This window comes from Paenibacillus sp. JJ-223, from assembly GCF_927798175.1.
GTDB classification, from domain to species: domain Bacteria; phylum Bacillota; class Bacilli; order Paenibacillales; family Paenibacillaceae; genus Paenibacillus; species Paenibacillus hubeiensis.
In genome coordinates, this window is record NZ_CAKMMP010000017.1 from 33,630 (window position 1) to 49,881 (window position 16,252).

Consider the following 16,252-nt stretch of genomic DNA (forward strand, 5'->3'; position numbering starts at 1 on the left):
GCAAACAGGTTGGGAAATACCGTTTAGGCTGCAAAGCTTTGAACGGTATTTTTTTGCATTTTCCATTTGAACACTCCCACCACTTAGCCTTTGCTTGAAGTGGGGGATTCTTGGGTAATCGAACCTCTTGGTTCGAAGTGGACCAAGCGATCCCTGTGGTCCCCACAGTTCTCGGCCGCTATGACGATCGATATGGCAACATCCTTAATGTTTCGGGCTGCATTGACATCCCGATCATGGAGGGTCTCGCAGGAGGGACACACCCATTGCCGTACCGAAAGATCTTTCACTTCTCGGTGCAGCGCTCCGCATACATGGCAGGTTTGACTTGTCGGAGCAAACGTATTCGCAATCTTGAGGGTGCGCCCATACCATTCCGCTTTATACGTGAGCTGCCTTCTAAACTCACTCCAGGACGCATCGGCAATCGATTTGGCCAGCTTGTGATTCTTGAGCATGTTAGACACCTTTAAGTCCTAGGGTACTGATCGTTTGGTTTTCACGAATCAGCTTGGTGGACAGCTTGTGCAAAAAGTCATGGCGGATATTCACCATTCTCTCGTGGATCAGGGCGATCTTCCGTTTGGCTTTTTGCCAATTGAATCCGTCTTTCGTACGCCGGGCCAGCCTCCGCTGCCAGCTTGCCAACTTCTTTTCATACCGGCTCCAGGCTTTCGGATGAGTATCCCGCATCCCCTCGGAGGATACCGCAAACGTTTTAAGTCCCAGATCGATCCCTACCGACTTATCGTTATGCGGTAAGGGCTCCATCTCGACTTCACAGACGAGCGAAACAAAATACTTACCTGCGGCATTTCGCCGTACCGTCGCCGAAAGAATGCGTCCTTCACAGGGACGAGAGTTTGCAAACCGCAGCCACCCCAGCTTGGGTAGCTTCAGCTTACTCCCATTCACAGCGATATTTCCATTCGTATATCGGGTCGTGTAGCTTTGCACCGGATGTTTACGATTTTTGAAACGCGGAGCCTGCGTCTGCTTCTTGAAAAAACGATCAAAGCTATCGGCTACATGCCGAACAGCCGATTGTAGTGCAATACTATCCGTTTTTTTCAACCAAGGATGTTCTTGCTTTAGATCTGGAAGCTGCGTGGCACAAGCATGGTACGACAAGCCCTTACCCGTGGCGGCAAACGTATCCTTCCATTGTCCCAGAAAATAGTTGAACACAAAACGACAACATCCAAACATCTGATGGATTAGCTGCTGCTGTGTACGATTGGGGTAGATCCGATACTTGTATGCTTTATGGAAGAGCATGCCATACACCTCCGTTCCTTGCAGTTATTATAGCACATATGTTCGGTTCTGAATGCAAAAGATGGCAATTCATCCCCCACCTAAAGCTGACGCTTTTGTGGAGGGAGTCTTCTCGCTTTCAATGATAAATTTAATTTTGGGGTAATTATTGGCCCTCTTTGTTCCGAATATTATATTAGATGGTCTTTTTTGGATGAAATATCGGAATGTCAACAGGGGGCGGGAGTATGGTGAAGAATCCGGAAACCATTCAGGAATGCATTGAAAAAGCGAGACGGAAGCTGCATCAGATCGCCAGCGCCCATGCCGAATTATGGCATCCGGATGTCATTCGCCAGTCGATGCTTCTGGATGAGTTAATCAATGAATACAACGAGATGATGTACCGAAAAAAGGCATCCCGCAGCAAGTGAACCGGGCAACTGCCTTCACTTTCCGGGGGTGCCTTGGTTTTGCCATGAGGCTGATTTAGGCGAATAAGGTCTTACTCTTTGACCGCTCCGAGAACGATCCCTTTCACGAAGAAACGCTGCAGGAACGGATAAACGAGCAGGATCGGCAGCGCACCAATGAAGATCTGGGCAGCGTTGACCGTCCGTTGTGACATGTTCTGAAGCTGGGTGGCGTCCACATTCATATTGGAGAAATCCTGCTGCACGATAATGGTTTGCATCAACGTGGCGAGCGGATATTTGGACGCATCGTTCATATAGATCAGTCCGTCGAACCAGGAATTCCACTGTCCCACCATCGTGAACAGCGAGATCGTAGCGATGGCCGGCATGGATACCGGCAAGTAAACGCGAAACAGGGTAGTAATATGGTTGGCTCCGTCGATAAACGCGGCTTCCTCCAGTTCCTTCGGCACGTTGCGAAAAAAGTTCATCATGAGAATCAGATTCCATACCGCGACCGCTCCGGGCAGAATAAGTGCCCATAGCGTGTTCGTCAGCCCCAGCTTCTGAATCAGAATGTAGGAAGGAATGAGTCCGCCGCTGAACAGCATCGTGAAGATGAAAAACCATGCGTACAGCGAGCGGCCCTTGAAATGCAGGCTTTCTTTGGACAACGGGTAGGCGGTCAGGATGACCAGCACCATGCTGAGCAGTGTGCCGAGAACGGTCCGCTGAACCGAAATCCAGAGCGCATTCAGGAAGTTGCTGTTGCCGAACGTTTTGGCATAGGCATCGACCGTGAAGTCGATGGGCCAGAACGTGACCAGGTTGGCGGATGCCGCCGCTTTGCCGCTGAAGGACACCGCCAGAATATGGATGAGCGGCAGCACGCACAGGAGCGAGAGCACCGCGATGAAGAACAAGTTGAATCCGTTGAAGATACGGTAGCCGGTCGTTTTGTGGTACACCTTGATTCCTCCTTAGAAAATGCGGTAATTGGCGATTTTGTAAGCCATCCGGTAGGCCGTAATGATCAGGAACATCGCCACGAAGGATTTAAATAATCCGACGGCGGTCGCAAAGCTCATCTTCCCGCTCAAAATCCCCATACGGTACACGAACGTATCGATAATGTCCCCTTTTTCATAGACCAGCGGGTTGTACAGATTGAAAATCTGGTCGAAGCCTGCATTCAGGATGTTGCCCAGCGACAGTGTACCTACTACGATAATCATTGGAACCAGCGCAGGCAGCGTAATGTGCAGCGTCTGCTTGAGCCTCGAAGCCCCATCCACCTCGGAAGCCTCGTAAAGCGCGGGATTGATGCCCGCCAGTGCAGCGAGGAATACAATCGTCCCGAATCCGAACTCTTTCCACACATCACTGATCACCACCGTTACGCGGAACCAGTCGCCGTCGCCCAGAAAAAAGATCGGTTCGATGCCGGCCGCCGCCAGCACCCGGTTCACAAGTCCGCCTTCGGGGGACAGCATGTCGAGCAAGATACCGCCCAACACGACCCAAGACAGGAAGTGCGGCAGGTATACGAGCGTTTGCGAGAAACGTTTAAACGCGGAATGGCGGACTTCGTTCAGCAAAATCGCGAAGACGACCGGAGCGACCAGTCCGGCCACGATTTTCATCGAAGCGATCAGCACGGTGTTCCAGATGACCTGCACGCTGTCGGGATATTCGAACATGAAACGGAAGTTTTCCCAGCCGACCCACTTGGATCCGGTCAAGCCGAGCCAAGGTTTGAAATCCTGGAAAGCGATCACGATGCCGCCCATGGGGACATAGGCGAACAGCAAAGTAAGCAATACGGCAGGCAGCAGCATCAGGTGCAGCGGCCAGGTCCGTTTCCAATTCCAGCGGGTGCGCTTGCGCGGTTGCCCGTTTATCCGGCTTGCCGGAGCAGGGCTTGTTATCGGTTGTTCCATAGCCATCAGGTCCCTCCTTTGATCGTCCAGCCGTGCCAGAAATCAAGGCGGAATCGCCTCTGCACGGGTGGAGCAACTGAATTATAGCAATGGAAACAGGCCGGCTATAGAGCAACTTTTCAAGACGGATGTTGATTTGTTAACCAAAATTCAATATGGATATGTAAGGGGTTTCAATATAAAATAGGACTTCGGTGTTTTCCTATTCTTAACCGGAAGCAGGGTGGAGTCATGAGATTGACGGTGTTCGCCAAAACGGTCGTGCTGCTGGTGTGCCTGCTGGTACCGATTTTGCTGCTCTACAGTTATGCGAATCAGGCGAGCGTGGATATGGTCGTGGAGGAGAAGCAGCAGTCCAGCCTGAACCAGTTCAGTTATTTCAGTTCACAGGTGGACAAAAACATAGAGCAGCTCTCGTTATACGCTTTGACCTTGCTGCGCGATCCGAGCATACTGCATTATCGCTACATGAACGATGCAACGAGCCAATACGAAAAAAACAGCATTTATCTCGACATTCTCGACAAATTGTCGTTGTACCAGTCCACCAGCCAGTGGAAAAACGACATCACGATTGTGCTGCCGCAGGCGGAGCTTGTATTATCCACAAAGGCGAATCTTACGGTGTTTAAAGAAAGCATGCTCAAGTATCCGGAGCCGGGTGCGTGGAAGCTGAACGAAGGGAGCTTTACGTATTTTTTCACCGACCATTATGAATGGAGCGACAAACCGGCTGAAACGGGCGTGCGGACGGTCATGGAAATCAGCTTCGACCCGATGAACATTGTGGCCATGCTGGACGATTTCAAGGAGACGCAGGGCGGCGATCCGTTCCTGCTCGTCCCGAATAGCGACCCGTTCGTCAATCGCAGCGCGGAGCCGGAACTGGTGGAAGCCATTCGGCGCGGTATGCCGCTGGATGCACTGGGGCAGGACGCCGGGAATTGGCAGCTCGAAGCGGGCGGCAAGCAATATCTCGTCAGCTACGTCCGCTCCAAACAGCTGGATGCGATATATGTCAACCCGGTCGTGCTGGACGACCTGCTGAATCCGATGGACAAGAGCAGGAACATGTTCGTGACGTCCATCCTGCTGCTGCTTGTACTTAGCATCGGGGCGGCCCTGCTGCTCTACCGCAAGGTACAGATCCCGATCTACCGCCTGATGAGAGGGTTGCAGCAGATTCGCAAGGGACAGCTTTCCACCCGGATTGCGGTCGACCATTCACGGGACGAATTCAGTTATTTGACCCAAAGCTTCAACCATATGGCGGAGCAAATTCAGGAGCTGATCGAGAAGGTGTACGAGGAACGCATTCGTTCGCGGGAAGCGACGCTGAAGCATCTGCAGTCCCAGATCAACCCTCATTTTCTGTACAATTGCCTGTCTTACATCAAAAACATGACCCAGCTCGGCAATCGCGAAGCGGTCGTAGCCATGGCGCTCAGTCTTGGCGATTATTACCGTTACATCACGAAGGACCAGAACGACATGACTACCGTCGAACGGGAAGTGGAGCTGCTGAACAATTATTTGTCCATCCAGCAGATGCGCACGAATCGGCTCTCCTATGAAATCGATGTTCCCGGAGAACTGATGCAGCAGCGCATTCCCCGCTTGCTCATTCAGCCGATCGTGGAGAATGCGGTCATCCACGGCATTGAGCCGATGGAAGGCAGCGGCCATATCGTGGTGACAGGCATGGTTGCCCGCGAGCAGATCGACGGCAAAACCTATGCGCGTTATAGCTTGTTCGTGGACAACGATGGCGTCGCGCTGACGCCGCAGGCGATCGAGCGGCTCGAACGGGAACTGCACGAACCGATGGGCGAAGAGATCGGCACGGGGACGTGGAACGTTCATCAGCGCCTGGTTACGCGATACGGGTTGTCATCAGGGCTTCATTTTGCGGAGATTCCGCAGGGAGGGCTTAGCGTTGAAATACGATGGTTTAAGGAGGAACTTTCCCATGATGAATTTGATGGTCGTGGATGACGAACATTCGGCGGTGGAATCGATTGCTGCGTCCATTCCGTGGAGGGAGCACGGCATTGGCCGGGTATTCAAAGCCTATTCCGTAAAGGAGGCTTTGCAGACGATGGCCGAGCACAGCGTTCATATCATCATCACGGATATTCGCATGCCGGGCTTGTCGGGCCTTGATCTGGTCGGCCATGTCAGGCAGCGGTGGGAGCAGGTCAAGTGTATTATTTTGTCCGGCCACGCCTCTTTCGACTATGCCAAACAGGCGCTCAAGCACGGCACGGTCAGCTATTTGCTCAAACCCGTAAGGGACGAAGAACTTATTGAAGCGGTGCAGCAGGCTTCCGTGCAGATCAGGCTTGAAGGGGAGAAACGCATGATGCATCAGCGCGCCATGTATTCGGTGAGGGAGCATCTGCCGGCGAAGCGGGCGGAACTGATGAAAGACGTATTGTTGGGACGGCGATTTGCCGATGGGGAATTGACGGCGAAGCTGGAACAGCTCGAGATCGGCTTTCGCCCGCAGGATAAAATGCAGGTGCTTATCGTTCGCTACGATGACGCGCAAGAGGCGCACCAAGCGTTCCGCCTGATGAAATACGCCATCTCCAACGTGGTCGAGGAAATCTTCGGCGGCAGCTATCATCTGTGCCATACCGAAGATGCTTACGATGACCTTGTATTCATGGTCAGCCCGAAGCAGGAGGGGGACGATGCCGAGCTGCTGCTCGGCAGGCTGGGGGATCGGCTGATCCACAGCGTGAGGCAGTATCTGAATGCAAGCATTTCGGTGTCTTCGAGCCGAATGGGGCGTTTTCCCGAACATGTCCCCCAGCTGTACCTGCAGGCCGTCAGCGCCCTTCGCAAACAAGCGGATGCCGGAAAGGGCCTGCATCTTCAAGCGACCGCCGAACCTCGGGGAACGGCGCTGAAATCGTTGTCGTCGCTCTATGAACCGCCTGCACTCACCACGCTGTTGGAGGCGGGAAGAGTAGATGAGGCACAGCGTAAAATCGACGGCATCTTTGCGGAGCTGTCAGGCAGCGTATTTCCGGAGCATGTGTATGTCGCTTTTCACTATTTGGCGGCCGCGTTCTCCTATATGGCGCATCGGGAAGGGAGGCAGTTGTCCGAGGTGCTCGGCGAAGAGTATCAGCAGCTGCTGAAGGACGGATACGGCGTATCGCTGCGCAGCCTCGATGCATGGACGAAGAAAGTGATGCTTCAGTGGGAGACAAGCGCGCAGGAAGATCGCCAGGACAACGTTCCGCCATTGATTCGCCAGGTGCAGCAATGGATCGACCGCCATCTGTCCGAGGACTTGTCCCTGCAGGTCATTGCCGGTGAGGTGCATCTGCACCCGGTGTATTTGTCCAAACTGTACAAACAATCCACCGGCGAAGGCATCAGCGATTACATTATGCGTTCCCGGATGGACCGGGCGGTACACCTGTTGAAGCATACCTCGATGAAGATCTATGAGGTCGGCCAGGAGGTGGGTTACAACAACACCCCTTATTTCATTCAAGTGTTCCGCAAGCACTATGGGCTGACGCCGCAGGATTTCCGGAACGGTTAACAAATCGATATGAACATTGAAATTGTGATATTTGTTTGCTTTCCCGGCTGAACTATCCTTTTCATGTAAGGGGATACACAGTCACTGAGGAGGGGTTTTCATGTATAGAAAAATGATGACGGCGCTGCTCGCGCTGACGATGGTCGTCGTGACTGCATGCAGCTCGGGAGCCAAGGAAGAAGCCGCGCCGGAAGCGGCGGCACCACTTGCCCTGAAGGACGGGAAATATGAGCCGGCGGTGCAGATGAGCTACTTGCGTGCCTGGAACGACGATACCCGGTTCAAAAACGGCGAAACCGCCCAGAGCAACGTGCACACCAAGTGGGCCAAGGAACGGTTAGGCATCGAGCTGAGCACGCCATGGGCGGTATCGGTGACCAACGATGCGTTCTATACCAAGCTGCGTCTGTCGTTGTCGGCCAACGAGGAGCTGCCGGACATCGTTTCGATCCGGGGCGATTATAATCTGGTCCGGGAGTTGATCGAGTCCGGCAAGTTCGCCGATGCTGGCGAGCTGTTCGACAAATACGCTTCGGATACGTGGAAAGAGGCGGCCGCCTCCGCGCCGGAAGAGTGGTACCCGTACATGTACGAAGGTAAAAGGTACGGCATTCCGATTTTCGATTATGCCTATAACGGCGATCCGGTCATGTTCATTCGCGAGGATTGGCTGAAAAAGCTTGGGCTGGAAGAGCCGAAAACGATCGACGAACTGGTGGCCGTCATGGACGCATTCACGAACCAGGACCCGGACGGCAATGGCAAAAAGGATACGTACGGCTTGACCGTCGGCATGAAGAACGCGCTGAATACGTGGATGACGGAATCCGGCTGGATCTTCGGCATGTACGGCACGATGCCCGGACAATGGAACGAAGCCGCGGACGGCACGCTTGAATACGGCTCGATCCAGCCTGGCGTGAAGCAAGGGCTCGCTACGATGAAAGAGTGGCTGGACAAAGGCTACCTGCCGAAGGAAGCCGGCGTTTACGATGAAATCAAAGCTGCCGAGCTGTTTACCGCAGGCAAAGCCGGCATCATCGTCGGGCCGCACTGGATGCCGAACTGGCCGATCGACGATGTGAAGAAAAACGTGGAGGGCGCTGCCTACAAAGCCATTGCGCTGCCGACAGGCCCGACTGGCGAAAGCCACCACCATGGTTCCGGCGCAAGCAATGGCGTAGTATTGATCAACAAGGACATGGCGAATCCCGAAATTTTCTTCACGTATCAAAATTACTTGTTCGATCATTTTGCGAACCCGGAAGTGGGCGGCGAATTCGAGCACGGCTTTGCCCAGGGGTACGACTTCGATATCGTGGACGGCAAAGTCGTCGGCGAAGCCGATCTCAAGGATGGCGTATCGCCTCTCAAGTACACCATTACGTATGACGGCGCGCGCATTCCGAACCTGATGATGGATACGCTCGCGGAACTGGCCACCGGCAAGGAGCCCGAAACGCCGTTCGAGAAAAACACGAGCATGGCCAACAAACCGGAAGTGTTCGCCGCTGCAGAGGTCGTCGTGGCACACAAAGACGATGCGATCAAGAACAAGTTCACCGGTGCGCCGACCGATACGATGAAAATGAAAAAGGATGCTCTCGACAAGCTGGAGAAGGACACGTTCAGCAAAATCATCTACGGCCAAGTCGGCATCGATGAGTTCGACGCATTCGTGGAAAAATGGAAATCGATGGGCGGCGATGACATTACGGTCGAAGTGAACGAATGGTTCAAAACCGTAAATTAAGTGGTTTGAAAGAAGTCGTACTAAAGGATTACAATCAATAATCATTTTCGCAATTGCACCGGAATCGGGCTGGAACAGGCCTTGATTTCGGTGTTTTTTATTCTGCCGGGGGAGTTTAATGAGCGATCTGGAGTTGATCGTCGAAGCGGGCAGGACGGCGGACAACCGTACGTGAGACTTATTGTTTAGGCCTGGCAAGCGATAGTACAATAATAGGCAGGATACGAACGTAGATGCGCATATTTGTGATAGAAGTAGTGGTGCATTTTAAGGGGAACATGTCCATATAAGGAGGAGACGGATCAATGAGCATAATTGTAGAAGAGGCCGTGGAGGAGATGATCGCGGAGATCCATCAATGGTTCGACCAAACGGAGAAACGGGACGATGCCGAGTCAACAGTGAAACGAACGAAGCTGCAATCAGGCATCTATGATGATGTGCTGCTGGATTATCGGCCGGGAAGAACAACCGTGGACAGCCTGGATCTCGGTATGGATGAAGAAGGATTGAGGCCCGGAAAGAACGATGTTTTTACGGTGGAGCAGGTTCAGACTGAAATCCGTCCTCGTTTGGCACAGGTGATTCAGGAGAGACTGGAACGTTTGGCAGATACGCCGCTGATTGACTATCGATTTACTTTTCGGGGCAAGTTCCCGACGGACGAAGGTTCTCTGCGGATCACGCTGTTTGAATCAGTCAATGAGGAAAAAAAGCGGTTGCTGCTTGAACAGATACATGCTTATGTCGATCGGAAGCTGACCAATGGGTCTTATCCAACGAAACCGCTGGAAACGTTCTTTTTAGTCCGGCATTTGCTCGATCCCGTGTTGTTTCCGGAGTTGGACGTGCCATGGATCATCGCGCAATACGATCGCATTCAGGCGTTGAACAAGGGGCGCCAGGAAGCGCTCTCGGAGCATCGGAGAAATATTACTCAAAGCTTGAGGAACTGGGCGGAGAATCAGTTTTTGCCCTTGTATTTTGACGTCCAGCGCTCGGCTTACAGATCCAATGAGTATACGCTTAAACCAGGAGCGTCTCTGGGTGAACACGATGCTGATCATCATCCCGTCAGGCTGCTGTTATATGGAGCCGTAATGATTCTAAGGTATGAGCCCAATTACAGCAAATCGACGGGGGTAACCTTCCTTGAGCTTGCCGAGCAGCTTGGAAGCAGTCAGGCCGCGCACATGATGGAAGAGGGCAGCGGCACCTTCGCCAAGGAAGACATTCAAATGCGGAATGAACAGGTGGAATGCACGGCCAATGACGTCTTTTCGACCATCACCATCGTAGTTCGCGAGGAAGCGGCGAAAGCTTACGAACAGGCGCTTGGATACATCATCCGTCTGCTGAAGCAGGGTTTCCCCAAAAGCTACAAAATCAAGCTGAAATCGAAAGCCAAGCACTACTTGCCGGTCAAAGGACTGGCGAAATCGGATACCCACCGTTTTTTTGCGAATGCGCTGGTTTATCCCGAATTGCATCCGCTTTTGGAGGAATACGCGCGCGAGGCGATGGAGGAGTTCGAATGGTATGAGGACACGGAGGGAGAGAAAAATTGCATGCCCGGTTCCTACGCCACCTTCGGACTTGGCCTTGCGGACGAGCGTTATTTCCCTCTGGTGGAGACATACATGGGTCTGGTGGATGACGAGCATCAGATGGTGCAGGACAAGTTCACGGCAGCCTTTGTCGAACAACATGGACTGACGCAGCAATCGCTCCCGCCACTCATCGCATGTTTGAGGCGTTCCACCGATGGTTTGAAGCTGAAAGCCCTTCAGCCTGTGCTGGAAGATGAGGACAAGCTGTCTTTATGGGTAGAACAGGTGCAAGGATTAGAGGCTTATGAGGTCCTGCGCGTGTTGTATCCGATATGGGGAAAGGTAGAGAAACTGGCTGGTTTGGCACGAAAGGCCGAAGGCCGGCGCAAGGAGCTTCTGCAGGCATTGCTGCATGCAGCGGGCAAGTGATGAGAGTACCATTCAGGGAGAGGGCGGGGGATATGGAATTACAACATTTGAACCGTACAGCGTGGGCTGCTCTTTCATCAGTTGAAAAGGAACAATATTTGCAGGAGCTGACAGAACTTCCGGAAGGCGTGGCGTACGAAGGCTTGCGGAAATTTGAACGGTACGGTCGGTGCACGGAGACAGGTGTGTTCTCCTATGAACAACGGGACTTCGTATTTGTTCCAGGTGATCTCGTGACGTTGGGGTGGGACGGTTGGCACGAAGGCATGAACGAGGAGACGGCCATCGATATTCGGGAAACCTTCAGTGAGTACGGCGTACACGATATCGATGCTTATCTTCGCGAATTTTCGTCTCCGGTGAGAGAAGTCCACATTTCTCCGATGCTGGTCGAATGTCAGGCCCGTTCCCTGGGTTGGTTTGAAGTGAGCGAAGAAGAAGCTATGGCTTGGGACGATGGGGAATTCGCGAAAGAATGGGAGAAATTCAAACAATCTGACATCAGCGAGTACGAACGTTACCAGCATTTTCGTTTGGTGCGCCATGAAGGAGGTATACGAATCTTTTGGTTCAACGAAGACCTGACGCTGGAGCGGTTGAAGGAAGAAACCGAGAAAACAGGGTTTTCCTTGCTGACGGAAGAGGAGTGGGAGTACCTTTACGGCGGGGGTTGCCGTACGCTGTTTCCGTGGGGAGATAGCTTTGACTACACGATGAAGCTGAAGCATTTCGGAAGTTTACAGGGCGTTCCAGGCATCGTGGATGAAAATGCGGAGCCGGACCCTTCTATGGTTGAGGACGACGGCCGTGCTTACGATCTGGAGCTGCCCAATTTCTTCGGCATCCGGTTCGAAGGCGATCCCTATCGTTGCGAGCTTACGCTTAGTCAGACTGGAGAGCTTATGCCCAAAGGTGGGGACGGCGGCTCTTTGATCTGCGGGGGGCTTGGTCCTGTGGCCGGTTTTTTGCCCGCTACGGTTGTATATTATCGGGATGCCAACATCGGCGAACTGGAATGGGAGGAACTCATCGATGGCATGTATTATCGGCGAGTCATTCAAATTTCTTCGTCCTGTGCTCCTTCTCAAAAATGACCGATAAAGAGGCTGTGCAGGTGTTTGTGGACACCCCATTCTTCCGGTTTTTAAGGAATACATGCAAGTACTGAGAGCACAGCCACGTTGCTGTGCTTTTTTGCTGTTTTTTAACTGCTTTTGCGAGCCTAGGGATACCACCTTATTAAAACGGAATGGGGAAGAATGGTCATCTGTCTCAGACAATATCGCGGTCACGTCATAAGATAAAAGAACGACACGTGGCATGGGAGAACAAGACATGGTGAAAAAAAAGGTCAGTGGGCGGGAGAGGCGGCCGAAATCCGGGATGTCCCGGCGTAAATCGGCACTGCCTCCCAAGCAGCGCAAGATCGTCGATGCGGTGATCGGCGAAATGCTTGAACAACTCCAGCCATGGCTAAGCTCGCAGTTTTCACAGTGGATCGCGAACGAAGGACAGTCTTCGCGAACACAATCGACGATACAACCAAAGGTGGAAGAGATAAGCGATCCCTTATTTCAACCGGCCGATCTCAAAAACTTGCGGATTTGCCTGATTTCCGTGCTTCCTGATTGCAGATGGCAAACTGCAGAAGTGATCGTCGAGCATTTAAAAATGGTTGTGGGTGAAGTGACGACTGTCGGGCTGCTACCCTCCATGGCGACGCGTTTGCAGGATTTGAATCCGGATCTTGTACTGCTTCTCGGCAATTCGCGCAAGCTTTCGGAAGAGGAACGGAAAGCCTTGGCCTCATGCCCGGCTCGCAAGGTAATGTGGCTTGACGATGCGGATGGCACGAACGATGCGACTTGGCAACTGGCACATTTGGGTGATGTAGTTCTATCGCAAAATCTGGAACATGTGGCGGTTTATCAGGCTGGGGGCGTTCCCTGTGTGTACTATCACCCTTTTGCTGCCGACCGCAACGTATTTTATCCGCAGGCTGTCTCAAGGGAGTTCCAATCCGATGTGTTAATCATCGGGGATGCGGTACCGGAACGATCCGCATATGTATCCGAGGTGGCAAGACATTTTGCTGGAGGACGGGTGCATGCGATGGGGCAAGGGTGGGAGAACGAACCGATCATCACCTCCATTCATACAGAGGACGATGCAAATTCGTGTTACAACGGAGCGAACGTTATTATTCATTTCGATTCGTGCCGTTGCCCGCAAAAATTGTTCGACATAGCCGCTTGCGGCGCTTTTCAGATGGTTCAGGATCAGTCGCATCTCTATGAGCACTTGAGTCCAGGCGAAAACATCGTCACTTTTCAATCCACGACAGAGCTCCACAACCTCCTTGAATATTATAGGCATCATCCGGACTTGAAGCGCAAAATCGCCAGTAAGGCATTGGAGGGCAGCAAGTACGATTACTCTTATTTTCAAAATATATTACGGCTCCTTAAAAGAATCACCGCCGGGGAATGAACGGGAGGAAGGCCTTTTGAAACTGATTGCCTATTTGCTGCCACAATTTCACCGGATTCCTGAAAATGACGCCGCTTGGGGAGAAGGATTCACCGAGTGGACTAATACGAAGAAATCGGTACCGTTATACCAAGGGCATCGGCAACCAAGGGAGCCTTATAACGATTATTATTATGATCTGACCGATCCGGCTGCAAGGCAATGGCAGGCCGGGTTGGCGAAGAAATTCGGGCTTCACGGCTTCTGTTATTATCATTACTGGTTTAAAGGAAAAAAGCTGTTGGAACAGCCTTTGGAACAGATGCTGAGCTCCGGGAAGCCGGACTTTCCTTTTTGTTTGTCATGGGCGAATGAATCGTGGACCCGCAAATGGGATGGCAGCGACAATGAACTGATCCTTCGGCAGGATTATGGTCAAGAGGAAGATTGGGAGCGGCATTTCGACTATCTGCTGCAGGCATTTAGCGATCCAAGATATATTCGTATCGACAACAAACCGGTATTCCTGATTTATCGTCCCGGAAACATTCCTTGTTGCGAAGAGATGTTGGCCTTCTGGAAGCGACTCGCGTTACGCAGAGGGATGGACGGCCTTTTCGTGGTACGGACGCTGGGTGGCTTTGGGTTGCCTAAACAGGAAGGATTCGATGCCAGTGTAGAGTTCGAGCCCCACTACACCTTCGGACACAGCGGTTCGGAGCGAATCTGGAGCACCATGCGCACGATGGGCGGGGAACATCTTGTGTTTGATTACGACGAAGTGTGGCGGTTGATGTTGAATCGTTCGCCGCGTCGGGAAGGGGAAATGATTTTTCCAGGGGCTTTTGTTGGCTGGGACAATACACCACGTCTCGGTGTGAAGGGGCAGAGCGGATTTGGCGCGTCGCCTCATAAATTCGAAGAATATTTGAGGAGGCAGCTCAAACGAGCCAGACAGCTGTATCGCAGTGAATTTGTGTTTATTAACGCATGGAACGAGTGGGGAGAAGGAGCGTATTTGGAGCCGGATAAGGACTGGGAATATGCTTATTTGAAGGCTGTGAAGAAGGCGCTGGAATCCTCGGAGAACGAATAAGAGAGGACCGGGGTCCTCTCTTTAAATATGACGCGCACTTTTCGTTGGAAACGGCAGGATGACGTAATCAGACTTTTTGAATTCCAATGGCCAACGTGCCGGAAGAAGCATCAATGAAGAGCACGTAGTTGGATCCGTCGGTCCCTTTGAGCAATAATCCCGGTTGGTTCGGGTTGCCGGAAGGGTACAAGAGAACATTGGCTGCGGTTGAGGCAACGCCTGGAGCGGTAGGAAGAGCGGTTACGTTCAGTCTTTGCCCAGCCGTCAAGCTACCACCGACGCTTGCTTGGCCATTGACACCAAAATTGGAGTTCACTGTCGCACTTCCGTTGACTTGTAAACTTCCCGCGATCGTTTCGTTGGAATTCACCTGCAAGGAGCCTTGCACGGTCTGGTTAGAATTAACCTGTATATTTTGACCAAACGTCGCATTGCCATTGACTTGAAAATCCTGCTGAATTGTGGCATTTCCCGTCACGTTTACGTTATCGAACGTAGGCATGGACACATCATCCTTTATATTTGATGCTCTATCTTATGTAACTAGAGGCAAAATAATATGGGTAATATACCTGTTCTATCGAAAACAGGTATATTACCCATGCTCATTTTCAGAGTTTTCGTGCCAATTATTTCAGTTTTTGAACGGCTGCGGCCATTTGCTCCAATTGGGCGTGGGTCAGGGAATGGTCCGGCGAGCTGAGTGTTACATACCGGTCATCCAATTGGAACGTCAGCATGTCCGTTTTGTCGGGAGTGTACCATTTGGCGGATACGCCGTTGGGCAGTTTGACGGTTTTGCCGTCATAGTCGAAAGCGTAATCTCTCGGCGAAACATCCACTTTCATGTGGTTAAACACAAAGCTTACACCGTCCCCGCCAGCGGCGACGCTTTTGAATTGGTCACCTGCAACCATATGCTTCGGAGCATAAGCCGTCTCGAAACCTTGGAATTTCGCAAATGCTTTTTGAATCGCGGAGACTTGGGACTTGTTGTAGTTTACATCAGCATAAGCGGCGATACCCTGGTCGGAACCATTATTGCTGTTACTGCCCAATTTGTTGACGTTCACGGCAACCTGCTCCAGTTGGGCTTGGGTCAATTTGTGATCCGGCGAGCTGAGCGTCACATACCGATCATCCAGTTTGAATGTCAGCATGCCTGTATCCGAAGGCGTGTACCATTTGGCGGATACGCCGTTTGCCAATGTAACCGTTTTGCCCTCGTAATCGAAAGAGTAATCTTTGGGAGAGATGGAAACATTCATGTGTGCGAACACAAAGTTCACGCCGTCTCCGCCTGCGCCAACGCTTTTGAATGTATCGCCGGCAATCATTTGCTCAGGAGCATAGGCCGTTTCGAATCCGGCGAATTGTGCAAATGCTTTTTGAATGGCTTGTTTTTGTGCTGCGCTGTAAGAGACGGAGGTCAATTCCGCATTCGCAGCTTCGCCGATGATGACCTGACCTTTTTTGCCATCGTAAGATACAGGTACATGCAGTGCATCGGCAAGCGCGCGAACAGGCAGGTAGGTGGAATTGTTGTAGGTGATCGGTGCCAGTTTGTTGCCGCTGCCGTCCGTTGGCGTGTAGGCCGAGCCGTTTACGTTGAAGCTGATGCCGTGGTTGAGGTATGCCGAGATTTTTTCCAATTGCGTGCCTGCGAATACGCCTGCCGCCCCGGTTAATGTCATGCCAAGCACCATGACGGCTGCTGCGGATTTTTTTATGTTTTTGTTCATGATATAACGCTCCTTTATGGATGTAGTGGATTATGATG

12 protein-coding genes and 1 pseudogene are annotated in these 16,252 nt (G+C 52.1%); 8 read left to right on the forward strand and 5 right to left on the reverse strand.

Annotated elements, in window-relative coordinates:
- Window positions 1-83: 83 nt before the first annotated feature.
- Window positions 84-1,278, reverse strand: a pseudogene (gene tnpB, locus L6H98_RS25275) (IS200/IS605 family element RNA-guided endonuclease TnpB).
- A gap of 227 nt (window positions 1,279-1,505) precedes the next feature.
- On the opposite strand from tnpB, the gene L6H98_RS25280 reads away from it, so the two are divergent.
- Window positions 1,506-1,691 (forward strand): aspartyl-phosphate phosphatase Spo0E family protein, encoded by a 186-nt coding sequence (locus L6H98_RS25280; protein WP_236420455.1) that lies wholly within the window; start codon window positions 1,506-1,508, stop codon window positions 1,689-1,691.
- Window positions 1,692-1,762: 71 nt separating this feature from the next.
- On the opposite strand, the gene L6H98_RS25285 is transcribed toward L6H98_RS25280, so the two are convergent.
- Window positions 1,763-2,641, reverse strand: a complete 879-nt coding sequence (locus L6H98_RS25285) for a carbohydrate ABC transporter permease (RefSeq protein ID WP_236420456.1) — start codon at window positions 2,639-2,641, stop codon at window positions 1,763-1,765.
- Window positions 2,642-2,653: 12 nt separating this feature from the next.
- Window positions 2,654-3,619, reverse strand: coding sequence for an ABC transporter permease subunit (locus L6H98_RS25290; protein ID WP_236420457.1), 966 nt, complete (start codon window positions 3,617-3,619; stop codon window positions 2,654-2,656).
- A 225-nt stretch (window positions 3,620-3,844) separates the two neighbouring features.
- Here L6H98_RS25290 and L6H98_RS25295 point away from each other — a divergent pair, with 225 nt between their 5' ends.
- The 7 genes from L6H98_RS25295 to L6H98_RS25325 all read left to right on the forward strand — a co-directional run bounded on the left by L6H98_RS25295 (window position 3,845) and on the right by L6H98_RS25325 (window position 14,472).
- Entirely contained in the window at window positions 3,845-5,608 is a 1,764-nt protein-coding gene (locus L6H98_RS25295; protein WP_236420458.1) for a histidine kinase, read from the forward strand.
- Window positions 5,583-7,175, forward strand: coding sequence for a response regulator (locus L6H98_RS25300; protein WP_236420459.1), 1,593 nt, complete (start codon window positions 5,583-5,585; stop codon window positions 7,173-7,175). Before L6H98_RS25295 ends, L6H98_RS25300 begins: the two co-directional genes overlap by 26 nt.
- Window positions 7,176-7,275: 100 nt before the next feature.
- Window positions 7,276-8,928, forward strand: a complete 1,653-nt coding sequence (locus L6H98_RS25305) for an extracellular solute-binding protein (protein WP_236420460.1) — start codon at window positions 7,276-7,278, stop codon at window positions 8,926-8,928.
- Window positions 8,929-9,233: 305 nt separating this feature from the next.
- Entirely contained in the window at window positions 9,234-10,907 is a 1,674-nt protein-coding gene (locus L6H98_RS25310; RefSeq protein ID WP_236420461.1) for a DUF6138 family protein, read from the forward strand.
- A gap of 32 nt (window positions 10,908-10,939) precedes the next feature.
- Window positions 10,940-12,001, forward strand: coding sequence for a hypothetical protein (locus L6H98_RS25315; RefSeq protein ID WP_236420462.1), 1,062 nt, complete (start codon window positions 10,940-10,942; stop codon window positions 11,999-12,001).
- Window positions 12,002-12,242: 241 nt separating this feature from the next.
- Complete coding sequence (locus L6H98_RS25320) at window positions 12,243-13,397, forward strand: glycosyltransferase (RefSeq protein ID WP_236420463.1); 1,155 nt, start codon at window positions 12,243-12,245, stop codon at window positions 13,395-13,397.
- 16 nt (window positions 13,398-13,413) lie between these two features.
- The gene (locus L6H98_RS25325) at window positions 13,414-14,472 is read left to right on the forward strand and encodes a glycoside hydrolase family 99-like domain-containing protein (RefSeq protein ID WP_236420464.1); all 1,059 of its coding nucleotides are present in this window, start codon (window positions 13,414-13,416) and stop codon (window positions 14,470-14,472) included.
- Window positions 14,473-14,539: 67 nt separating this feature from the next.
- Here the strand turns inward: L6H98_RS25325 and L6H98_RS25330 are convergent, their stop codons facing one another.
- Both L6H98_RS25330 and L6H98_RS25335 read right to left on the reverse strand, forming a co-directional pair.
- Window positions 14,540-14,974 (reverse strand): hypothetical protein, encoded by a 435-nt coding sequence (locus L6H98_RS25330; RefSeq protein ID WP_236420465.1) that lies wholly within the window; start codon window positions 14,972-14,974, stop codon window positions 14,540-14,542.
- A 127-nt stretch (window positions 14,975-15,101) separates the two neighbouring features.
- Entirely contained in the window at window positions 15,102-16,214 is a 1,113-nt protein-coding gene (locus L6H98_RS25335; protein ID WP_236420466.1) for a stalk domain-containing protein, read from the reverse strand.
- Between the last annotated feature and the right edge of the window lie 38 nt (window positions 16,215-16,252).